Annotated in this window: 14 protein-coding genes; 8 read left to right on the top strand and 6 right to left on the bottom strand. The window is 69.7% G+C overall.

Annotated features, from left to right (window positions below; translation table 11 throughout):
* Window positions 1-98 precede the first annotated feature (98 nt).
* From glpK to AB0E69_RS06600, 5 genes are read right to left on the bottom strand one after another with little or no spacing between them, the layout of a single operon-like run.
* Complete coding sequence (gene glpK / locus AB0E69_RS06620; RefSeq protein WP_360140687.1) at window positions 99-1595, bottom strand: glycerol kinase GlpK; 1497 nt, start codon at window positions 1593-1595, stop codon at window positions 99-101.
* 30 nt (window positions 1596-1625) lie between these two features.
* A complete protein-coding gene (locus AB0E69_RS06615) occupies window positions 1626-2384 on the bottom strand; it encodes an IclR family transcriptional regulator (RefSeq protein ID WP_360140684.1) in 759 nt (252 codons plus the stop codon).
* Between the two features lie 49 nt (window positions 2385-2433).
* Entirely contained in the window at window positions 2434-4953 is a 2520-nt protein-coding gene (locus AB0E69_RS06610) for an FtsX-like permease family protein (RefSeq protein WP_360140681.1), read from the bottom strand.
* Window positions 4953-5699 (bottom strand): ABC transporter ATP-binding protein, encoded by a 747-nt coding sequence (locus tag AB0E69_RS06605; RefSeq protein WP_360140678.1) that lies wholly within the window; start codon window positions 5697-5699, stop codon window positions 4953-4955. The genes AB0E69_RS06610 and AB0E69_RS06605 overlap by 1 nt, the downstream gene beginning before the upstream one ends.
* Before the next feature lie 59 nt (window positions 5700-5758).
* Window positions 5759-6646, bottom strand: a complete 888-nt coding sequence (locus AB0E69_RS06600; RefSeq protein ID WP_360140675.1) for a PD-(D/E)XK nuclease family protein — start codon at window positions 6644-6646, stop codon at window positions 5759-5761.
* 128 nt (window positions 6647-6774) lie between these two features.
* Here AB0E69_RS06600 and AB0E69_RS06595 point away from each other — a divergent pair, with 128 nt between their 5' ends.
* From AB0E69_RS06595 to arc, 3 genes are all read left to right on the top strand, one after another.
* Window positions 6775-7929, top strand: coding sequence for a site-2 protease family protein (locus tag AB0E69_RS06595; RefSeq protein ID WP_360140672.1), 1155 nt, complete (start codon window positions 6775-6777; stop codon window positions 7927-7929).
* A gap of 75 nt (window positions 7930-8004) precedes the next feature.
* The gene (locus tag AB0E69_RS06590) at window positions 8005-8979 is read left to right on the top strand and encodes a tRNA (adenine-N1)-methyltransferase (RefSeq protein WP_360140669.1); all 975 of its coding nucleotides are present in this window, start codon (window positions 8005-8007) and stop codon (window positions 8977-8979) included.
* Between the two features lie 134 nt (window positions 8980-9113).
* Window positions 9114-10859 carry a proteasome ATPase gene (gene arc / locus AB0E69_RS06585; RefSeq protein ID WP_360140666.1) on the top strand — a complete coding sequence of 582 codons (1746 nt, stop codon included), beginning with the start codon at window positions 9114-9116 and terminating at the stop codon, window positions 10857-10859.
* An 8-nt stretch (window positions 10860-10867) separates the two neighbouring features.
* Here the strand turns inward: arc and AB0E69_RS06580 are convergent, their stop codons facing one another.
* A complete protein-coding gene (locus tag AB0E69_RS06580; protein WP_360140663.1) occupies window positions 10868-11368 on the bottom strand; it encodes a LysR substrate-binding domain-containing protein in 501 nt (166 codons plus the stop codon).
* Window positions 11369-11375: 7 nt separating this feature from the next.
* Between AB0E69_RS06580 and AB0E69_RS06575 the strand changes: the two genes are divergently transcribed.
* The 5 genes from AB0E69_RS06575 to AB0E69_RS06555 all read left to right on the top strand — a co-directional run bounded on the left by AB0E69_RS06575 (window position 11376) and on the right by AB0E69_RS06555 (window position 15738).
* Complete coding sequence (locus AB0E69_RS06575; RefSeq protein WP_360140660.1) at window positions 11376-11606, top strand: SDR family oxidoreductase; 231 nt, start codon at window positions 11376-11378, stop codon at window positions 11604-11606.
* A gap of 106 nt (window positions 11607-11712) precedes the next feature.
* Complete coding sequence (locus tag AB0E69_RS06570) at window positions 11713-12066, top strand: hypothetical protein (RefSeq protein WP_360140657.1); 354 nt, start codon at window positions 11713-11715, stop codon at window positions 12064-12066.
* A 71-nt stretch (window positions 12067-12137) separates the two neighbouring features.
* A complete protein-coding gene (locus AB0E69_RS06565) occupies window positions 12138-13277 on the top strand; it encodes a hypothetical protein (RefSeq protein WP_360140654.1) in 1140 nt (379 codons plus the stop codon).
* Complete coding sequence (locus AB0E69_RS06560) at window positions 13274-15100, top strand: AAA family ATPase (RefSeq protein ID WP_360140651.1); 1827 nt, start codon at window positions 13274-13276, stop codon at window positions 15098-15100. Before AB0E69_RS06565 ends, AB0E69_RS06560 begins: the two co-directional genes overlap by 4 nt.
* A complete protein-coding gene (locus AB0E69_RS06555; RefSeq protein WP_360140648.1) occupies window positions 15076-15738 on the top strand; it encodes a 4Fe-4S single cluster domain-containing protein in 663 nt (220 codons plus the stop codon). The genes AB0E69_RS06560 and AB0E69_RS06555 overlap by 25 nt, the downstream gene beginning before the upstream one ends.
* The last annotated feature ends 189 nt before the right edge of the window (window positions 15739-15927 follow it).

The following is a 15927-nucleotide window of genomic DNA, read 5'->3' as shown; positions in this document are numbered from 1 at the left end:
GGCGGCCGGGCGCCACACCGGCCCGCCACACCGGCCCGCCACACCGGTCAGCCGGCCACAGTGACCGTGTAGTGAGCCCCGTCATCGGTGAACTCGTATCAGTCCTCTGGGCGGATCCAGTTGAAGGTGCGTTGGACGGCCGACTGCCAGTTCGTGTACTCCGAGGCGCGGCGGGCTGGGTCCATGTTCGGGAGCCATTGGCCGGCGCGGTGCCAGTTGCTGCGCAGGCCCTCCAGGTCCGGCCAGTAGCCGACGGCGAGACCGGCGGCGTACGCGGCGCCGAGGGAGACGGTCTCGGTGACCATCGGGCGGACGACGCGGACGTCGAGCAGGTCGGCGAGGAACTGCATGAGCAGGTTGTTCGCCGTCATCCCGCCGTCCACCTTGAGCGCGGTCAGCGCGATCCCGGAGTCGGCGTTCATCGCGTCCACGACCTCGAGGGTCTGGAAGCCGGTCGCCTCGAGCACCGCCCGGGCGAGATGGCCCTTGGTGATGTAACCGGTCAGCCCGGCGATCACCCCGCGCGCCTCGCTCCGCCAGTGCGGCGCGAACAGGCCGGAGAAGGCGGGCACGATGTACGCGCCGCCGTTGTCCTCGACCGTCCGGGCCAGCGTCTCGATCTCGGCCGCGGTGTGGATCATCCCGAGCCCGTCCCGGAACCACTGCACCAGCGACCCGGTCACCGCCATCGAGCCCTCGAGCGCGTACGACGCCGGGTGGTCGCCGATCTGGTACGCGACCGTGGTCAGCATCCCGTGCTTGGACCGGACGATCTCCTGCCCGGTGTTCATCAGCAGGAACGAGCCGGTGCCGTACGTGCACTTCGCCTCGCCCGGGCTGAAGCACGTCTGGCCGAACAGGGCCGCCTGCTGGTCGCCGAGCGCCGCGCCGATCCGGACGCCGGGGAGTACCTCGGTCGCGATCGCGAAGACCCCGGACGACGGCCGGATCTCCGGCAGGATCGCCTGCGGTACGTCGAACGCCTCCAGCAGCGTGTCGTCCCACTCGAGCGACTCGATGTTCATCAGCATCGTCCGGCTGGCGTTCGTCACGTCGGTGACGTGCAGGCCGCCGGTGAACTTCCAGATCAGCCAGGTCTCCATCGTCCCGAACAGGATCTCGCCGCGTTCGGCCCGCTGCCGCAGCCCGGGCGTGTGGTCGAGCATCCACCGGATCCGCGGGGCCGAGAAGTACGTCGTCAACGGCAGCCCGCACCGGTCGGCGTACCGGTCCGGACCCTCGTCGCCGGCCAGCTCGGTGACCAGGCGGTCGGTCCGGGTGTCCTGCCAGGTCACCGCGTGGCCGATCGGCTGCCCGGTGAGCTTGTCCCAGAGCAGGCTGGTCTCCCGCTGGTTGGTGATGCCGATGGCAACGACCTGGGCCGGCTCGGCGCCGATCTGCCGGATCGCGGCCGGCACCACCCGGGCGACGTTCCGCCAGATCTCCTCGGCGTCGTGCTCGACCCAGCCCGGCCGCGGGAACAGCTGCCGGTGTTCGCGTTGCGCCACGGACACCAGCCGCCCGCGCCGGTCGAACAGGATGCACCGGCTCGAGTTCGTGCCCTGGTCCACGGCCGCGACGTACTGCTCAGCCATGTCCCGGCTCCCTTCGCGCCGCCGGGGGACTCAACTGTCGTCCCGGAGGTCTCGCGCGATGGCTTCGGCGGTCGCCCGGACCATAGTGGTCAGGTCCGAGCGGTGCCGCAGGCGGCTGTCGCAGATGCGCTCCACGCGTCCGGCCAGGCCGACCGCCCCGACGACCAGGCCGCCGAGTCCGCGGATCGGGGCGGCGATGCCGGCCAGCTCGACGGTGTGCTCCTCGAACTCGCCGGCCCAGCCCCGGGCCCGGACCGCGGCCAGCTCCTCGGACAGCTTCGCCGGGTCGGTGATCGTGCGGGTCGTGAATGCTTCCAGCTTGCGCGGCCGCGAGGCGCCGCTGGTGTCGAACGCCAGCACGGCCTTCCCGAGTGCGGTCGCGTGCGGCGGGAGCGTCGTACCGACGTCGAGGTCCTGGTCGCTGTCGTCCGGCCGGAAGACATGGTGGACGACGACCACCTTGCCCTCGACGAGCCGGCCGACGCGGACGACCTCGCCGCTGCGGGAGGCGAGCGAGTCGGCCCAGTTGATCGCGCGGCTGCGGAGCTCGTTCGGGTCGAGGTACGTCTCACCGAGCCGCCCGAAGGCGTCGCTCAGGTGGTAGTGCGCGCCGCTGTGGTCCTGCTCGACGAACCCGACCTGGTGCAGGGTTCGGAGGATCCCGTGCACGGTCGTCTTCGCCAGGCCGAGCGCGTTACCGAGATCGGCGACCCCGAGGCCGTCCGGCGCGGCCGCCAGCAGCCGCAGCACAGCCGCGGCTCGCTCGATGGACTGCACGGTGCCCGGCACACCGGCAGGCTACCTGCGAACCACGCCCCTGGCTGTAGGCCGTGACTGCTCACTCGGACGCGATGGCTCGCAGTACGTCGAGGCGGGCAGCGCGGCGTGACGGCCAAACAGCGGCGAGTACGCCGAACAGGCCCGCGACGAGGACGGCGACGGCGAGCTGGAGGACCGGGATGGCACGCACCGACAGGCCGTTGTCGACCAGTGTGGACTGGATCGACGCCGCGAACGCGACCCCGATCACCAGGCCGAGGAGCGCGCCCAGCAACGAGATCGCGATCGACTCGACCCGGAGCATCCGGCTGAGCTGCGGCCGGTCCATCCCGATCGCCCGCAGCAGACCGATCTCGCGGGTCCGCTCGACCACGCCGAGGGCGAGCGTGTTCACGATCCCGAGCAGCGCGATCAGGATCGCCAGCGCGAGCAGGAAGCCGAAGCCGGCCAGCATCCCGTTCACGGGCTCGCGGGCCTGGGCGGCGTAGGCCTGCTGGTCGGCGATGGCGATCGTGGGGTAGTCCTTCAGCTGCGCGCGGACCGCGGCCCGGACCTGTTCCACTTGGGTGCCCTTGGCAACTTCGACGTACAGGACGGAGTCGGTCGGCGACCCGCCGACGGCGGCGTACGCCGGGAGCGACAGGACGACCGCGTTGAGCTGCCGGTTGGGGGCCAGGATCGCGCCGACCGTCAGTTTGTGCTTGCCGGACGCGGTGGCGAGCTCGAAGGTCTTGCCAACGGTCAGGTTGAGCATCTTGGCCAGGTTCCGCGGTACGACGGCCTGCCCGGCGCCGAGCGCGGCCACCGAACCGGAGTCGAACTTCGCCGCGATCGGCCCGTCGAGCGTGCCGTCGCTGACTCCGCGGACCTTGACAGTGGCCGAGCCGACCTTGCCGGTCTGCTGCCGGACGCGGTGGACGGACTGGACGCCGGCGACCTTCGCGGTCCGGTCGGCGACCTCCGGGCTGAAGCTCGGCGGGCCGCTCGACGTGATGACGAGCTCGGAGGTGCCGAGGGCGTCGGCGATGCTGTGGTTGATCGAGGCCTTGGCCGAGGCCGCGATCACGAGCAGGCCGCTGATCAACGCGACCGAGATCATCAGCGCGGAGGCGGTCGCGGAGGTCCGGCGCGGGTTCCGCTCGGCGTTGCGGCGGCCGAGCGTGACCGGGGCCTTGCGTCCGAACGGCCGCATCAGCAGGCGGACGACGTACCGGCTGATCAGCGGGCTGATCATCACCACGCTGAGGATGGTCATCGCGCCGCCGACTCCGACCAGGAGAGCGCCCGGGAGGGCACCGGCCTTGAGACCGATGGCGAGCAGGATCAGCGACATCAGCAGGAGGAACCCGCCGATGGCGACCCGGGTCAGCAGGCGGCGCTCAGGGGTCGGTACGTCGTCGCGCATCGCAGCGATCGGCGGCAGCTTCCCGGCCCGGCGCGCGGCCGGAAATGCCGCGGCGAGCGTGACACCGATGCCGATGATGTAGCAGGCGATGATCGTGGCCGGAGTGACCTGCAGAGTGGCGGTCGGGATGCGCAGGTCGAGACGCTCGTAGGCGAACCGGATCCCGACGGCCACGCCGATGCCGATCAGCAGACCGAGGGTCGATCCGAGCATGCCGATCACGAAGCCCTCGGCGAGGACCGTGCCGGTGACCTGCCCGCGGGACGCACCGATCGCGCGGAGCATCGCGAGCTCGCGGGAACGTTGCGCGACGACCATCGCGAAGGTGTTGACGATCAGGAACGTGCCGACGAACAGGGCCAGGCCGGCGAAGGCGAGCAGGAGGGTGCTCAGGCCGCCGAACGTCCGGTCGAGGTCGTGCTCGCCGTCGGTGGTGACCTGCGCCGCGGTCCGGACCTTGACCCCGTCGCCGAGCGCTTTGCTGATCGCGGCGCTGACTGTTGCGGCGTCCGATCCAGGGGCGACGGTGACCGTGATCGAGGTCCAGCCCGGTTTGCCGAGCAGGAGGAGCTGCGCGGTGGCGCGGTCGAAGCTGACCATCGGCTGGCCGGCCGCGACGCCGGCGAGCGCGGGCGTGGTGATTCCGGTCAGGGTGGCGGTGACGGCTCTGGTCGGCGTGATTACCCGGAGTTGGTCGCCGACGTCGTACCCCTCGCGGCTCGCGGTCGACTCGTCCAGCGCGATCTGGCCGGTGCCGAAGGGCGCCGTACCGTCGAGGAGCTTGAAGGGTGCGGTGCGGGTGTCGCCCGGCCAGGACAAGCCGAAGGTGGTCAGGCCGTAGGTGGTGATCGGGTTGCCGTCGAGGGCGAGGATCTGTACGCCGCTGACGAGGAGTTGTGGGTAGGCACCGGCCACACCGGGTACGGCGCGCACGCGGTCGACGACGTCGGCCTGGAACGTCGCGGGGAGATTCGAGTCGCTGTCGATCGGAGTGGCCGGCGTGACCGTGACGTCCGCCGTACTCACGGCGAAGTTCTTCTTCAGCGCGGTGGAGAGCGTGTCGGTGAAGACCATCGCGCCGCCGGCGAACGCGACGCCGAGCATCACCGCGACCGTGCACAGGACGAACCGGAGCCGGTGCGCGAGCACCGACCGGAGACCCAGCTTGAGCATCAGCCGGCCACGGCGGCGTCGAGCTGCTTCATCGTGTCGAGCACGGTCTCGGCCGTCGGGTCCTGCAGCTCGGACTCCAGCCGGCCGTCGGCGAGGAAGAGGACGCGGTGCGCGTACGACGCAGCGGTCGGGTCGTGGGTGACCATGACGACGGTCTGGTCGAACTCCCGGACCGAGCGCTGGAGGAAGCCGAGCACGTCGGCGGAGGAGCGGGAGTCGAGGTTGCCGGTCGGTTCGTCGGCGAAGACCACCTCCGGCTTCGAGATCAGGGCGCGGGCGCAGGCGACCCGCTGCTGCTGACCGCCCGACAGCTCTGACGGCTTGTGCCCGAGCCGGTCGGCCAGACCGATGGTGTCGACGACGGTCGTCAGCCAGTCCTGGTCGGGTTTCCGTCCGGCGAGATCGAGCGGGAGCGTGATGTTCTCCAGCGCGGTCAGGGTCGGCACCAGGTTGAACGCCTGGAACACGAATCCGATACGGTCCCGCCGCAGATGCGTCAGCTGCCTCTCCGGCAACTTGCCGAGCTCGACGTCGCCGAGGTAGACGCTCCCGTCGGTTGGCCGATCCAGGCCGGCCAGACAGTGCAGCAGCGTCGACTTCCCCGACCCCGACGGCCCCATGATCGCGGTGAACCGGCCCTTACCGAACTCGGCACTGACCTCGTCCAGCGCGATCACCCGGGTCTGCCCACCCCCGTACCACTTACTGACCGCCACAGCCCGCACTGCCGCCACATCCACACTCATGCGACGAACGCTATCCACCCAAGGTTCCAGCCCCCACCCCGGCCAAGCCGGTGGTGTGCTCAGCCGTCTATGGAGATTAGGTCTATGCCGGCGGATTCGGTGGCTACTTCTTCTACGGTGCGGGTGGGGAGGGGTGGGGGTGTGCCGCCCCATGCGGGGCACAGGGCTTTGTGGTCGCACCAGTCGCAGAGGGGGCCGGGGCTGGGGCGCCAGTCGCCGGAGTCCAGGGCCTTGGTGATCGCGTTCCAGAGGGCGGAGACCTTGCGTTCGCAGGCGCGGAGGTCGGCTTCGTCGGGGATGTAGCGGACGATCTCGCCGTTGCCGAGGTAGACCAGCTGGAGCATCGCGGGGACCACGCCGCGGAGGCGCCACAGGACCAGCGCGTAGAACTTCATCTGGAAGAGCGCCTTGGCCTCGAAGAACTCCGAGGGGGAGCGGCCGGTCTTGTAGTCGACGACCCGGATCTCCCCGGTCGGCGCGACGTCGAGGCGGTCGACGTACCCCCGCAGTACCAGACCGGACTCGAGCTCGGTCTCGACGTACAGCTCGCGCTCGGCGGGCTCGAGCGCGTTCGGGTCCTCGAGGGTGAAGTACTTCCCGAGCAGCTGCTGCGCCTCGGCCAGCCAGCGTGCGAACTCCTCGCCGGACTCGTCCTCGGCGAACAGCTCCGCGATCTCCGGCTCCGTCTCCAGCACCCGCTGCCACTGCGGCTCGAGCATCTCCGCCGCCTGCTGCAGCGTCCGCTCACCCCGCGGCAGGTCGAACAACCGCTCCAGCACCCCGTGTACGACGGTCCCGCGGACAGCAGCCGACGACGGCTTCTCCGGCAACCGGTCCACCACCCGGAACCGGTACTTCAACGGGCAGCTCATGAAGTCCGCCGCCCGGGACGGCGACAGCGCCCCGCGCGGATGCTCGTGAACGTCAGCAGCTGCAGCAACACTCATGCCAAAACCCTAGGCGCTCCCGCCGACACTTCGTGCACACCCCGCCCGAGCCTGTGGAAAACCTGTGTTGCGGCTCTGACGGTGGGTGTGTAGCACGGAGTTACCTGCGGACCAGTAGCGTTGGCTCGATGCCTGATTCGCGTGACCCCCAGAACCCCGCCCAGCCGGCCGGCCCTCCGCCGCCCGGGACCTGGGTGCTCGGTCGTATCCGCGGGATCCGGTTGACCATGCGATTCACCTGGTTGCCGGTGGCGATGCTGCTGGCGGTCGGCTTCGCCGCGATCATCGGGCAGCAGTTCCCCGAGCTCGGCGGCTGGCGCTACCTGGCCGCGTTCGCGTTCGTGGTCGCGTTCACGCTGTCGATCCTGGTGCACGAGCTGGCCCATGCGCTGATGGCGATGCGGTTCGGTATCGGCGTCTCGGAGATCAACCTCGGCTTCTTCGCGGCCGGCACGCACATCGAGGGCGAACGGAAGTCACCGCTCGAGGAGTTCGCCGTCTCGGTGGTCGGCCCGATCGCGTCGCTGGTGGTCGGCGGCCTGGCGTACTTCGCCTCGCGCGCCTTCGACGAGGGCGTCGGGTACGTCGCCCTCTGGGAGCTCGGCGTCGCGAACCTGATCGTCGGCGTGACCAACCTGCTCCCCGGACTCCCGCTGGACGGCGGCTGGGTGCTGCGGGCGATCGTCTGGAAGCTCACCGGCAACATGCACACCGGCACGATCGTGGCCGCGTGGGCCGGGCGGGTGCTCGCGCTGGCCGTCGTGGCCGCCCCGGTGCTGACCGAGGAGGTCTGGAACCGGCAACCGTCGATCCTCGACTTCGTCATCGCCCTGCTGATCGGCTTCTTCCTCTGGAGCGGCTCCACCGCAGCCCTGATGCAGGCCCGGCTCCGGCGAAAACTCCCGACCCTCCAGGTCCGCACGCTGGCGCGCCGCGCGATCGCGGTCCACTCCGGTACGCCGCTGGCCGAGGCGGTCCGGCTGGCCGGTGACGCCCAGGCCGGCGCGGTCGTGGTGATCGACGGCGACGGCAAGCCGCACGCGCTGGTGTCCGAGACCGCCGTCGCCGCGGTGGCCCCGAACCAGCGGCCTTGGACCACGGTGAGCGAGGTTTCCACCCGGATCGGCGCGGGCCACATCATCGGCGTCAACGACACCGGCGAGGAGATCCTGGCCACGATCCGCGAGCACCCGGCCTCGGAGTACCTCGTCCTGGACAGCGACGGCGCGGTGTACGGCGTCCTCGCCACCGGTGACGTGGAGCGCGCTTTCCGCAACGGCTGAGGCAGCGGCGGGGGCTTCGGCCGGGCAAGGCTCGGTTACGCCGTACGGGTCACGGAAAGTTATGGTGAGCGCCTTATGGCTGACTTGCGCGACTTCCCCGACCAGGCGTACTCCGGGGTCCACCACGGCCCCTTGCAGGTGGGCGAGTGGATCACCCTGCAGGACTCGAAGGGCCGCCGGCACTCGGTGAAGCTCGAGGCCGGCAAGATCTTCCACACCACCAAGGGCGGGATCGCGCACGACGACCTGATCGACGGCCCGGACGCGGTCGTGATCAGGTCGAAGGGCGGCGTCGAGTACCTCGCGCTGCGGCCGCTGATGGCCGACTACTCGGTCTCGATGCCGCGCGGCGCGGCGGTGATCTACCCCAAGGACACCGCGCAGATCGTCACGATGGCCGACATCTTCCCGGGCGCCAAGGTGGTCGAGGCCGGCGCCGGGTCCGGCGCGCTGACCACCGCGCTGCTGCGCGCGATCGGCATCCACGGGCAGCTCATCTCGTTCGAGCGCCGCGAGGACTTCGCCGAGGTCGCCCGCAAGAACGTCACCGGTTTCTTCGGCGGCGAGCACCCGGCGTGGCGGCTCGAGGTCGGCGACCTGGTCGAGAAGCTGAACGAGCAGGACGTGGACCGCGTCATCCTGGACATGCTCGCCCCCTGGGAGTGCGTGGACGTGGCCGCGGAGGCCCTGTCACCCGGTGGGGTGTTCTGCGCGTACGTCGCCACCACAACCCAGCTGAGCCGGGTCGTGGAGACGCTGAGGGCACACGGTGAGTTCACTGAGCCGCGCGCATGGGAGTCGCTCGTGCGAGACTGGCACGTAGAGGGCCTGGCCGTGCGGCCGGGCCATCGTATGCAGGGACACACGGCCTTCCTGGTCACTGCCCGGCGGATGGCGCACGGGGTGCAGGCACCCCGCAAGAAGCGCCGCCCGGCTCCGGGTGCCTACGGCGACGACTACGCCGGCCCGCGGCGCGAAGAACGACCTGCACAGGTCACGGAGCCCATTACCTCCGAAGACGGGCCGGAAGCAACTGATTCCGTGTCCTGAGGTCCGCTGCACGAACGTGATGCGACGCACCTCGCCGGTTGCCGTCATCCGCAACCGACACGTGATGGGATTCAGCTTGCCCAGTGAGGTTTTCTGGGTAAGGTCCATAGGGTCGAGCCCCACATGGTGAGGTGATGATCGTGGCTGGAGACGAGAGTCCTACCGCGGCAGAACTGCGTAACCAGGTCCGGTACCTGGAGGCCGAAGTCGCGGCGTTGCGACGACGGCTGCTCGAGCACCCGGCAGACAGCCGGTCGCTCGAGAGCAGGCTGTCCGAAACACAGGCTTCCCTGGCGAGTGTCACCGCTCAGAACGAGCGGCTGGCCGACACGCTGCGGGAGGCGCGAGAGAAGATCATCGCCCTGAAGGAGGAGGTCGACCGGCTGGCCCAGCCGCCGTCCGGTTTCGGCACCTTCCTCGGACGTAACGATGACGACACGCTGGACGTGTTCACCGGGGGCCGCAAGCTCCGGGTGGCGGCCAGCCCTTCGGTCGACCTGGACGCGCTCCGGCTCGGCCAGGAACTGATGCTGAACGAAGCACTCAACGTGGTCGAGGCCTGCGACTTCGAGGTCGTCGGCGACGTGGTGATGCTGAAGGAACTGCTCGCCGACGGCGAGCGGGCGCTGGTGATCGCGCAGGCGGACGAGGAGCGGGTCGTGCGGCTCGCGTCGCCGCTGCTCGACATCGCCCTGCGGACCGGTGACTCGCTGCTGCTGGAGCCACGCTCCGGGTACGTCTACGAGAAGATCCCGAAGTCCGAGGTCGAGGAGCTGGTGCTCGAAGAGGTGCCGGACATCGACTACACCCAGATCGGTGGCCTGGCCGGTCAGATCGAGCAGATCCGGGACGCGGTCGAGCTGCCGTACCTGCACAAGGACCTGTTCCTCGAGCACGAGCTCAAGCCGCCGAAGGGCGTGCTGCTCTACGGCCCACCCGGCTGCGGCAAGACGCTGATCGCGAAGGCGGTGGCGAACTCGCTGGCCAAGAAGGTCGCCGAGCGGACCGGGGTGGCCGAGCAGAAGTCGTTCTTCCTCAACATCAAGGGCCCGGAGCTGCTCAACAAGTACGTCGGTGAGACCGAGCGGCACATCCGCCTGGTCTTCCAGCGGGCGCGCGAGAAGGCCTCCGAGGGCATGCCGGTGATCGTGTTCTTCGACGAGATGGACTCGCTGTTCCGCACCCGCGGCTCCGGCGTCTCCTCCGACGTCGAGAACACCATCGTCCCGCAGCTGCTGAGCGAGATCGACGGTGTCGAGGGCCTCGAGAACGTCCTGGTGATCGGTGCCTCCAACCGCGAGGACATGATCGACCCGGCGATCCTGCGGCCGGGCCGGCTGGACGTGAAGATCAAGATCGAGCGGCCGGACGCCGAGTCCGCCCGGGACATCTTCTCGAAGTACCTGACCGCCTCGCTGCCGCTGCACGCCGACGACCTGAGCGAGTTCGGCGGCGACCGGGCGTCGTGCGTGAACGGGATGATCCAGCGCACGGTCGAGCGGATGTACACCGAGGCCGACGAGAACCGGTTCCTCGAGGTCACCTACGCGAACGGCGACAAGGAGGTCCTGTACTTCAAGGACTTCAACTCGGGCGCGATGATCCAGAACATCGTCGACCGGGCGAAGAAGATGGCGATCAAGGCGTTCCTGGACGAGAACCAGAAGGGCCTGCGGGTGCAGCACCTGCTCCAGGCCTGCGTGGACGAGTTCAAGGAGAACGAGGACCTGCCGAACACCACCAACCCGGACGACTGGGCCCGGATCTCCGGAAAGAAGGGCGAGCGGATCGTCTACATCCGTACCCTCATCTCCGGCAAGCAGGGCACCGAGCCCGGCCGGTCGATCGACACCGCGACCAACACCGGTCAGTACCTGTAACTCCCGCGTCAACCAACTGCCCCCGGACCTCGGTCCGGGGGCAGTTGTCTGTGCTGTGACAACGCAGTGCGAGCGGTCGCGACGAAGACGCGCGCGACGGCCGAGGACGGGCGCCAGACGGCATGCACCTCGCAGGCCGGCAGGGCGTCGGTCAACGGAAGACAGCGCACGTCAGCCAGGCGCGCGGCCACCGGTTCGGGAAGGAGGGTGAACCCGCCCTCAGGGTCACGGAGGCGGAGACTGCGCAGCCCTGGGGTCGGACTCTCCCACAGGCGGAACGTTTCGCCAGTGCTGTGCAATGCGGCGAGTACGGCGTCGTAGTACGTCGGGGCGAGCTCGCGCGCGATGAACCGAAACGTCTCACCACGCAGATCGGCGAGGGAGATCTGGTCGCGGCGGGAGAGTGGGTGCTGCTCGCCGAGCACGACGACGTACGGCTCGCGACGCAGTACCTGCCGCTGGAAGCCGTCGGGACCGATCCCGTTCCACGGCGTGTATGCCGGCAGCAAGGGCGCGGTGGAGCACCTGACGAACGCGTTCGCCAAGGAGGTCGGCGCCCGCGGGATCACCGCGAACTGCGTCGCCCCCGGGCCGCTGAACACGTCGTTCTACTACCCCGTCGAGACCGACGAGTCGATCGCCGGCGCGAAGGCCCGCTCGATCGGCAACCGGCTCGGCGAGATCCACGACGCGCGTTCCTCTGCCAACCCGAACAGGCGTGGATCACGGCGCAGACGATCCGGGTGAACGGCGGGATGGCCTGACCGCGGGACGGCAGGGTAGTGAAAACCCCCGGTGCGATCGGGGGGTTTCCCTGATTTCGGCCGGCGGCGCGCCGCCGTACCTTGCTGGTATGGCGACGGACGAGGTGCGCAAGGACCTGCGGGCAGCGGTGGCGGCCCGGCAGGAGCTGGGCCAGGAGTACGAGAACGAGCTCATCGACAGCTTCCTCGAGAAGCTCGACCAGCGCGACGCCCAGCGCCGCGGCATGCCCCTGCCGTACGCCGGCCACCCCGAGCCGGCCCGGCCACGGCACCCGAGCCGCGAACCCGACCCCGGCGGCCTGGCCCTCGCGATCGTCTCGGTCGTGGTCGCGATCCCGATCACCGCGATCGCCGCCGCCATGGTCGGAATGCCCGGCGTGATCATCGCCTGGTTCGGCCTCCTCGGTATCAACTTCGCACGCACCATGGCCCGCCGCCGCTGAGCGCCCCCGTCGTCCCGACCTCGCGGCTGTCCGTCAGATGACAGCGTGGGTGGGGCGTCGGAGGGGGCTACATGAGCGGGTCGGCGGGGTTCGGCTACCAGATCGTCAGCGCCGAGGAGCTGCGCCGCCGCGCGATCGAGGCGGCGATGGCCAGGGTCAACGCCCGGCTGACGGCCGTCACGATCCTGCGTGCCGAAGTCGGGAAGACTGCGGCCGCGAGGGTCTCGGCCACCCGGATCAGTCGCCTGGAAACCGCTGACGTCGAACGCTTGAACGACCTCGACAACACCTTGGCGGCCGAAGAGCGGGCCCTGGTGGCCGCAGCCGAAAGCGTTAGGTCGGAGCGCGCCAAGCAGGCGCTGGAGCGTGAAATCGACGCGCTGCAGGTCGCGCTTCCGACGATGCGGTTCCGCGGTACAGCCCGAGAGGCACCACGCCCGACAGCCAAGTCCGGCACCGGCGAGCAACTGGCGCACCGGGTCGACGCGGTGCTGGAGCTTGCTGTGCGTCTGGATGCGTCGTTCCAGGCCGACATCCGGAAGCTGGCTGGCGTCGTGACGGACGGTCGCTCGTCGTCGGCGAGAGCGCTGGGCTTCTTGACCGAGATGGAGGCCAGAGTCACCCAGGGTCTCAAGCGGCAACAGATCGCTCAGCGCCGCGCCGAGCGGACGCGCGAGCTCACCTACGAGTACGCCGTACTCCTCGCCAGTGACACCGCGCAGGGAGAGCAGGCGCAGGCGCTGATCGCGCAGTTGCCCGACGGTGATCTGGATGGCGCCGTCCGAGCGTTGCGCGACCTGGAGCTGCGCCGGACCAGGCAAGCTGACCAGCGCTTCGCTGTCGACCAAGCCACGGCAGTGCTCCGCGAGATGGGGTACGGCGTCGACGTCGAGCCGTCGACCGGCGCGACCGTGGCGATGGTCTCCGGAGCCGACTGGCCGCACCACGGGCTGAAGGTCGTGTTTCCGGCCGATGCCGAGGGCGTGCACACCATCCCGGTCGCGTTCGAGAACACCGATGCGCGGGACGACGCCGCCTTCGACAAGTCGACGTGCGACGCCATCGACCAGCTGCGTGATGGGTTGAGCGACCGCGGTGTCCCGACCACGCTGACGTACCAGCGTCCGCCAGGTGAGCTTCCGGTTCAGCGGCACGCGCGTCGGCGGATGGTGACGTCGACCAGGCCGGCCGTTCGTAGGAAGCAGCTATGAGTCCGCGCGGGCTCGACGAGCACCCAGCCTGGTTGCGGGAGATCGACTCCTCGCTGACGGTGACACCGGCGTACGTCCTGCACGGGAACCTGCGTGACCGCTACCTGGTACCGATCGCCGACGGTCGCTGGGCGCCGCTCGACCTGCACCCCGCCCTCTGGGACACCTTGCGGAGAAGCGGCTACGCGGCCGTCATCCGGCACACGCCTGGTGGCGTCCAGGTCTATCCCAACGAGCCGGCGGCCCTCCGAGCCGTCGCGCAGGCGACTGGCCTGAGCGGTGACTTCAGAAGCCGACCGATCGGTCCGGACCAGCTGACCGGCCTCCTCCGTGCGGTCACTTCCTGTCGCGACACGCGCCTGGCGCTGACGATCGACTATGTGTCGCAGTGGCGACCGGCCGGGACGCCACCGAGCGATGCCGAGCATGCCTTCATGCAGTCGGCTCTGGCCGTGATCCACGACGCCGTACCGACCGTCGTGGGGCACGAGCGGACGACCGGGTTGTTCAATCCCGTCCTGTGGCTGGTCGACCGCCCGGCCGACCTGCCGCCGTGGCTCACCGGCGGGTCCGAGGGCATTCGCCAGATCTCGGTGCCGCAGCCGGAGCTGGGTGTTCGGCTGCGGCTCGCGCGCAGCCTGATCGGATCGATGCAGGGTGGCGACCAGCTGACCCGTCCTGCGCTGGAGGACGCGGCCGACCGCTTCGCCGAGCGCTCGGTCGGGATGTCGCTGCGGGCGATGATCGCGACCACCCAGCTGGCCCTGGACCAGAACCTCGGGCCGGAGCGGATCGACGATGCCGTACGGGCGTACCAGATCGGCATGACGGACAACCCGTGGGCGGACACCGAGCTGCGAAATCGGCTCCGGAAGGGCGAGGCCGTCCTGACTGCGAAGGTCAAGGGTCAGCGCCGGGCGGTCCGGCACGCCCTGGACATCCTGATCCGCTCCAACACCGGCATGAGCGGCGCCGAGCGCGGCGGCGACGCGACCGGGCCACGAGGGATCCTGTTCTTCGCGGGCCCGACCGGTGTCGGCAAGACCGAGCTGGCCAAGCGCATCACCCACCTGGTCTTCGGCGACCAGAACGCCTATGTGCGGTTCGACATGTCAGAGTTCGCCGCCGACCACTCAGAAGCCCGGCTGATCGGTTCGCCCCCGGGGTACGAGGGCCACGGCGAGGGGGGTGAGCTGACCAACGCCGTCCGGCAGCGGCCGTTCTGTGTCGTCCTGTTCGACGAGGTCGAGAAGGCGCATCCGCGGATCCTGGACAAGTTCCTGCAGATCCTCTCGGACGGCCGGCTGACCGACGGCAGCGGCGACACGGTCCACTTCGGCGAGACCATCATCGTGTTCACCTCGAACCTCGGCGTCCCGGAGCTGCGACCGGGGGAGCCCGTGCCGGTGGGGGCGGAGCTCGAGGCGGTCGTGAAGCACGCGATCGAGCATGAGTTCTCGGTCACCATCCACCGCCCGGAGCTGCTCGGCCGGATCGGCGACAACATCGTGGTGTTCGACTACATCGACCCGGTCACCGCCGTGGAGCTCGCGGACAACGCCGTCGGCAACGTGATGCGGCGGGCCGCGGAGCAGCACGGCGTCGAGCTGACGCTCGCGCCCGAGGTACGCCGGGACATCGTCGAGCTGGCCGTCGCGGACCTGTCGAAGGGCGGTCGTGGCATCGAGCGCGTAGTCGAGTCCACGTTGTTGGTGAACCCGCTGGCCCGCGCCCTGTTCGACCTCCCCGCCGGCACGACCACAGCCACGGTGAATGCACTCGTCCGGGAGGAGGGCGGATGGTTCACGACGAAACTGGTCTGAGCCTGCGGATCACCCGGTTGGTCGCCCCTGTGACCGCGTTGGGACCGGGTCATCGGGTGGTGCTCTGGGTTCAAGGCTGCGACATCGGATGTGTCGGCTGCGCGTCCGTGGACACCTGGGACCCGAGCGGCGGGCGGGTGCTGGCGACCGACGAAGTCGCCGCTGCCGTTGCCGAACAGATCCGGTCCGGGTATCTGGACGGTCTGACCATCACCGGCGGGGAGCCGACGAACCAGCCCGAGGCCCTGAGCAGACTCGTCCGAGAGGTCCGTCGACTCCTCGATCCGGAGCTGATCGACGTCCTGGTGTTCACCGGCCGCACGGAAGCGGCCGCTGCCCGAAGAGCGCCCGAGCTGATCGCTCAGGCTGATTGCGTCGTCGCCGGACCGTTTCGGCGTGACCTTCCGGCAGCTGGCCGGCTGGTGGCCTCCAGCAACCAAGTCGTGAACTACCGGTCTCCCGAGGCCCGCGACCGCTATGCATCGTGGCTCGCCGCGGACGGCGCCCGGCTCGAGGTGGCCGTCGACGAGGGAGCCGTCCTGCTGATCGGGATCCCGAACCGGGGAGACCTCGATGACTTCGAGCTGCGCCTTCGCGACCGTGGCGTCGGTTTGGACGGGGTGTCGTGGCGACCATGACCTGTCCGCACTGCAAAGCCGAAGGTATCCAGGCGGACCTTCTGCTCTGCCCTCGTTGCTTCTCCAACCTGACGCTGCTTCCGGCCGCGCCTGTGGAAGAGATCACTCCGGTCGAGTCCCCGATCCGGCCCGCGGCGGGGACCGGTATCTGTCCACGCGAGTGGTGCGCCGAGCCCTACCCGCCTGGTG

Origin of the sequence: Kribbella sp. NPDC026611 (assembly GCF_040638345.1) — a bacterium.
Classification (GTDB): Bacteria; Actinomycetota; Actinomycetes; order Propionibacteriales; family Kribbellaceae; genus Kribbella.
Note: the sequence above shows the minus strand (reverse complement) of the source record. Positions and strands in the feature narration are given on the sequence as shown.

Coding starts and splice junctions, on each gene's coding strand:
- AB0E69_RS06610 (WP_360140681.1), bottom strand. CDS start 4,953: ATGCTCAAGCTGGGTCTCCGGTCGGTGCTCGCGCACCGGCTCCGGTTC.
- AB0E69_RS06560 (WP_360140651.1), top strand. CDS start 13,274: ATGAGTCCGCGCGGGCTCGACGAGCACCCAGCCTGGTTGCGGGAGATC.
- AB0E69_RS06570 (WP_360140657.1), top strand. CDS start 11,713: ATGGCGACGGACGAGGTGCGCAAGGACCTGCGGGCAGCGGTGGCGGCC.
- AB0E69_RS06605 (WP_360140678.1), bottom strand. CDS start 5,699: ATGAGTGTGGATGTGGCGGCAGTGCGGGCTGTGGCGGTCAGTAAGTGG.
- AB0E69_RS06590 (WP_360140669.1), top strand. CDS start 8,005: ATGGCTGACTTGCGCGACTTCCCCGACCAGGCGTACTCCGGGGTCCAC.
- AB0E69_RS06595 (WP_360140672.1), top strand. CDS start 6,775: ATGCCTGATTCGCGTGACCCCCAGAACCCCGCCCAGCCGGCCGGCCCT.
- glpK (WP_360140687.1), bottom strand. CDS start 1,595: ATGGCTGAGCAGTACGTCGCGGCCGTGGACCAGGGCACGAACTCGAGC.
- AB0E69_RS06565 (WP_360140654.1), top strand. CDS start 12,138: ATGAGCGGGTCGGCGGGGTTCGGCTACCAGATCGTCAGCGCCGAGGAG.
- AB0E69_RS06555 (WP_360140648.1), top strand. CDS start 15,076: ATGGTTCACGACGAAACTGGTCTGAGCCTGCGGATCACCCGGTTGGTC.
- arc (WP_360140666.1), top strand. CDS start 9,114: ATGATCGTGGCTGGAGACGAGAGTCCTACCGCGGCAGAACTGCGTAAC.
- AB0E69_RS06600 (WP_360140675.1), bottom strand. CDS start 6,646: ATGAGTGTTGCTGCAGCTGCTGACGTTCACGAGCATCCGCGCGGGGCG.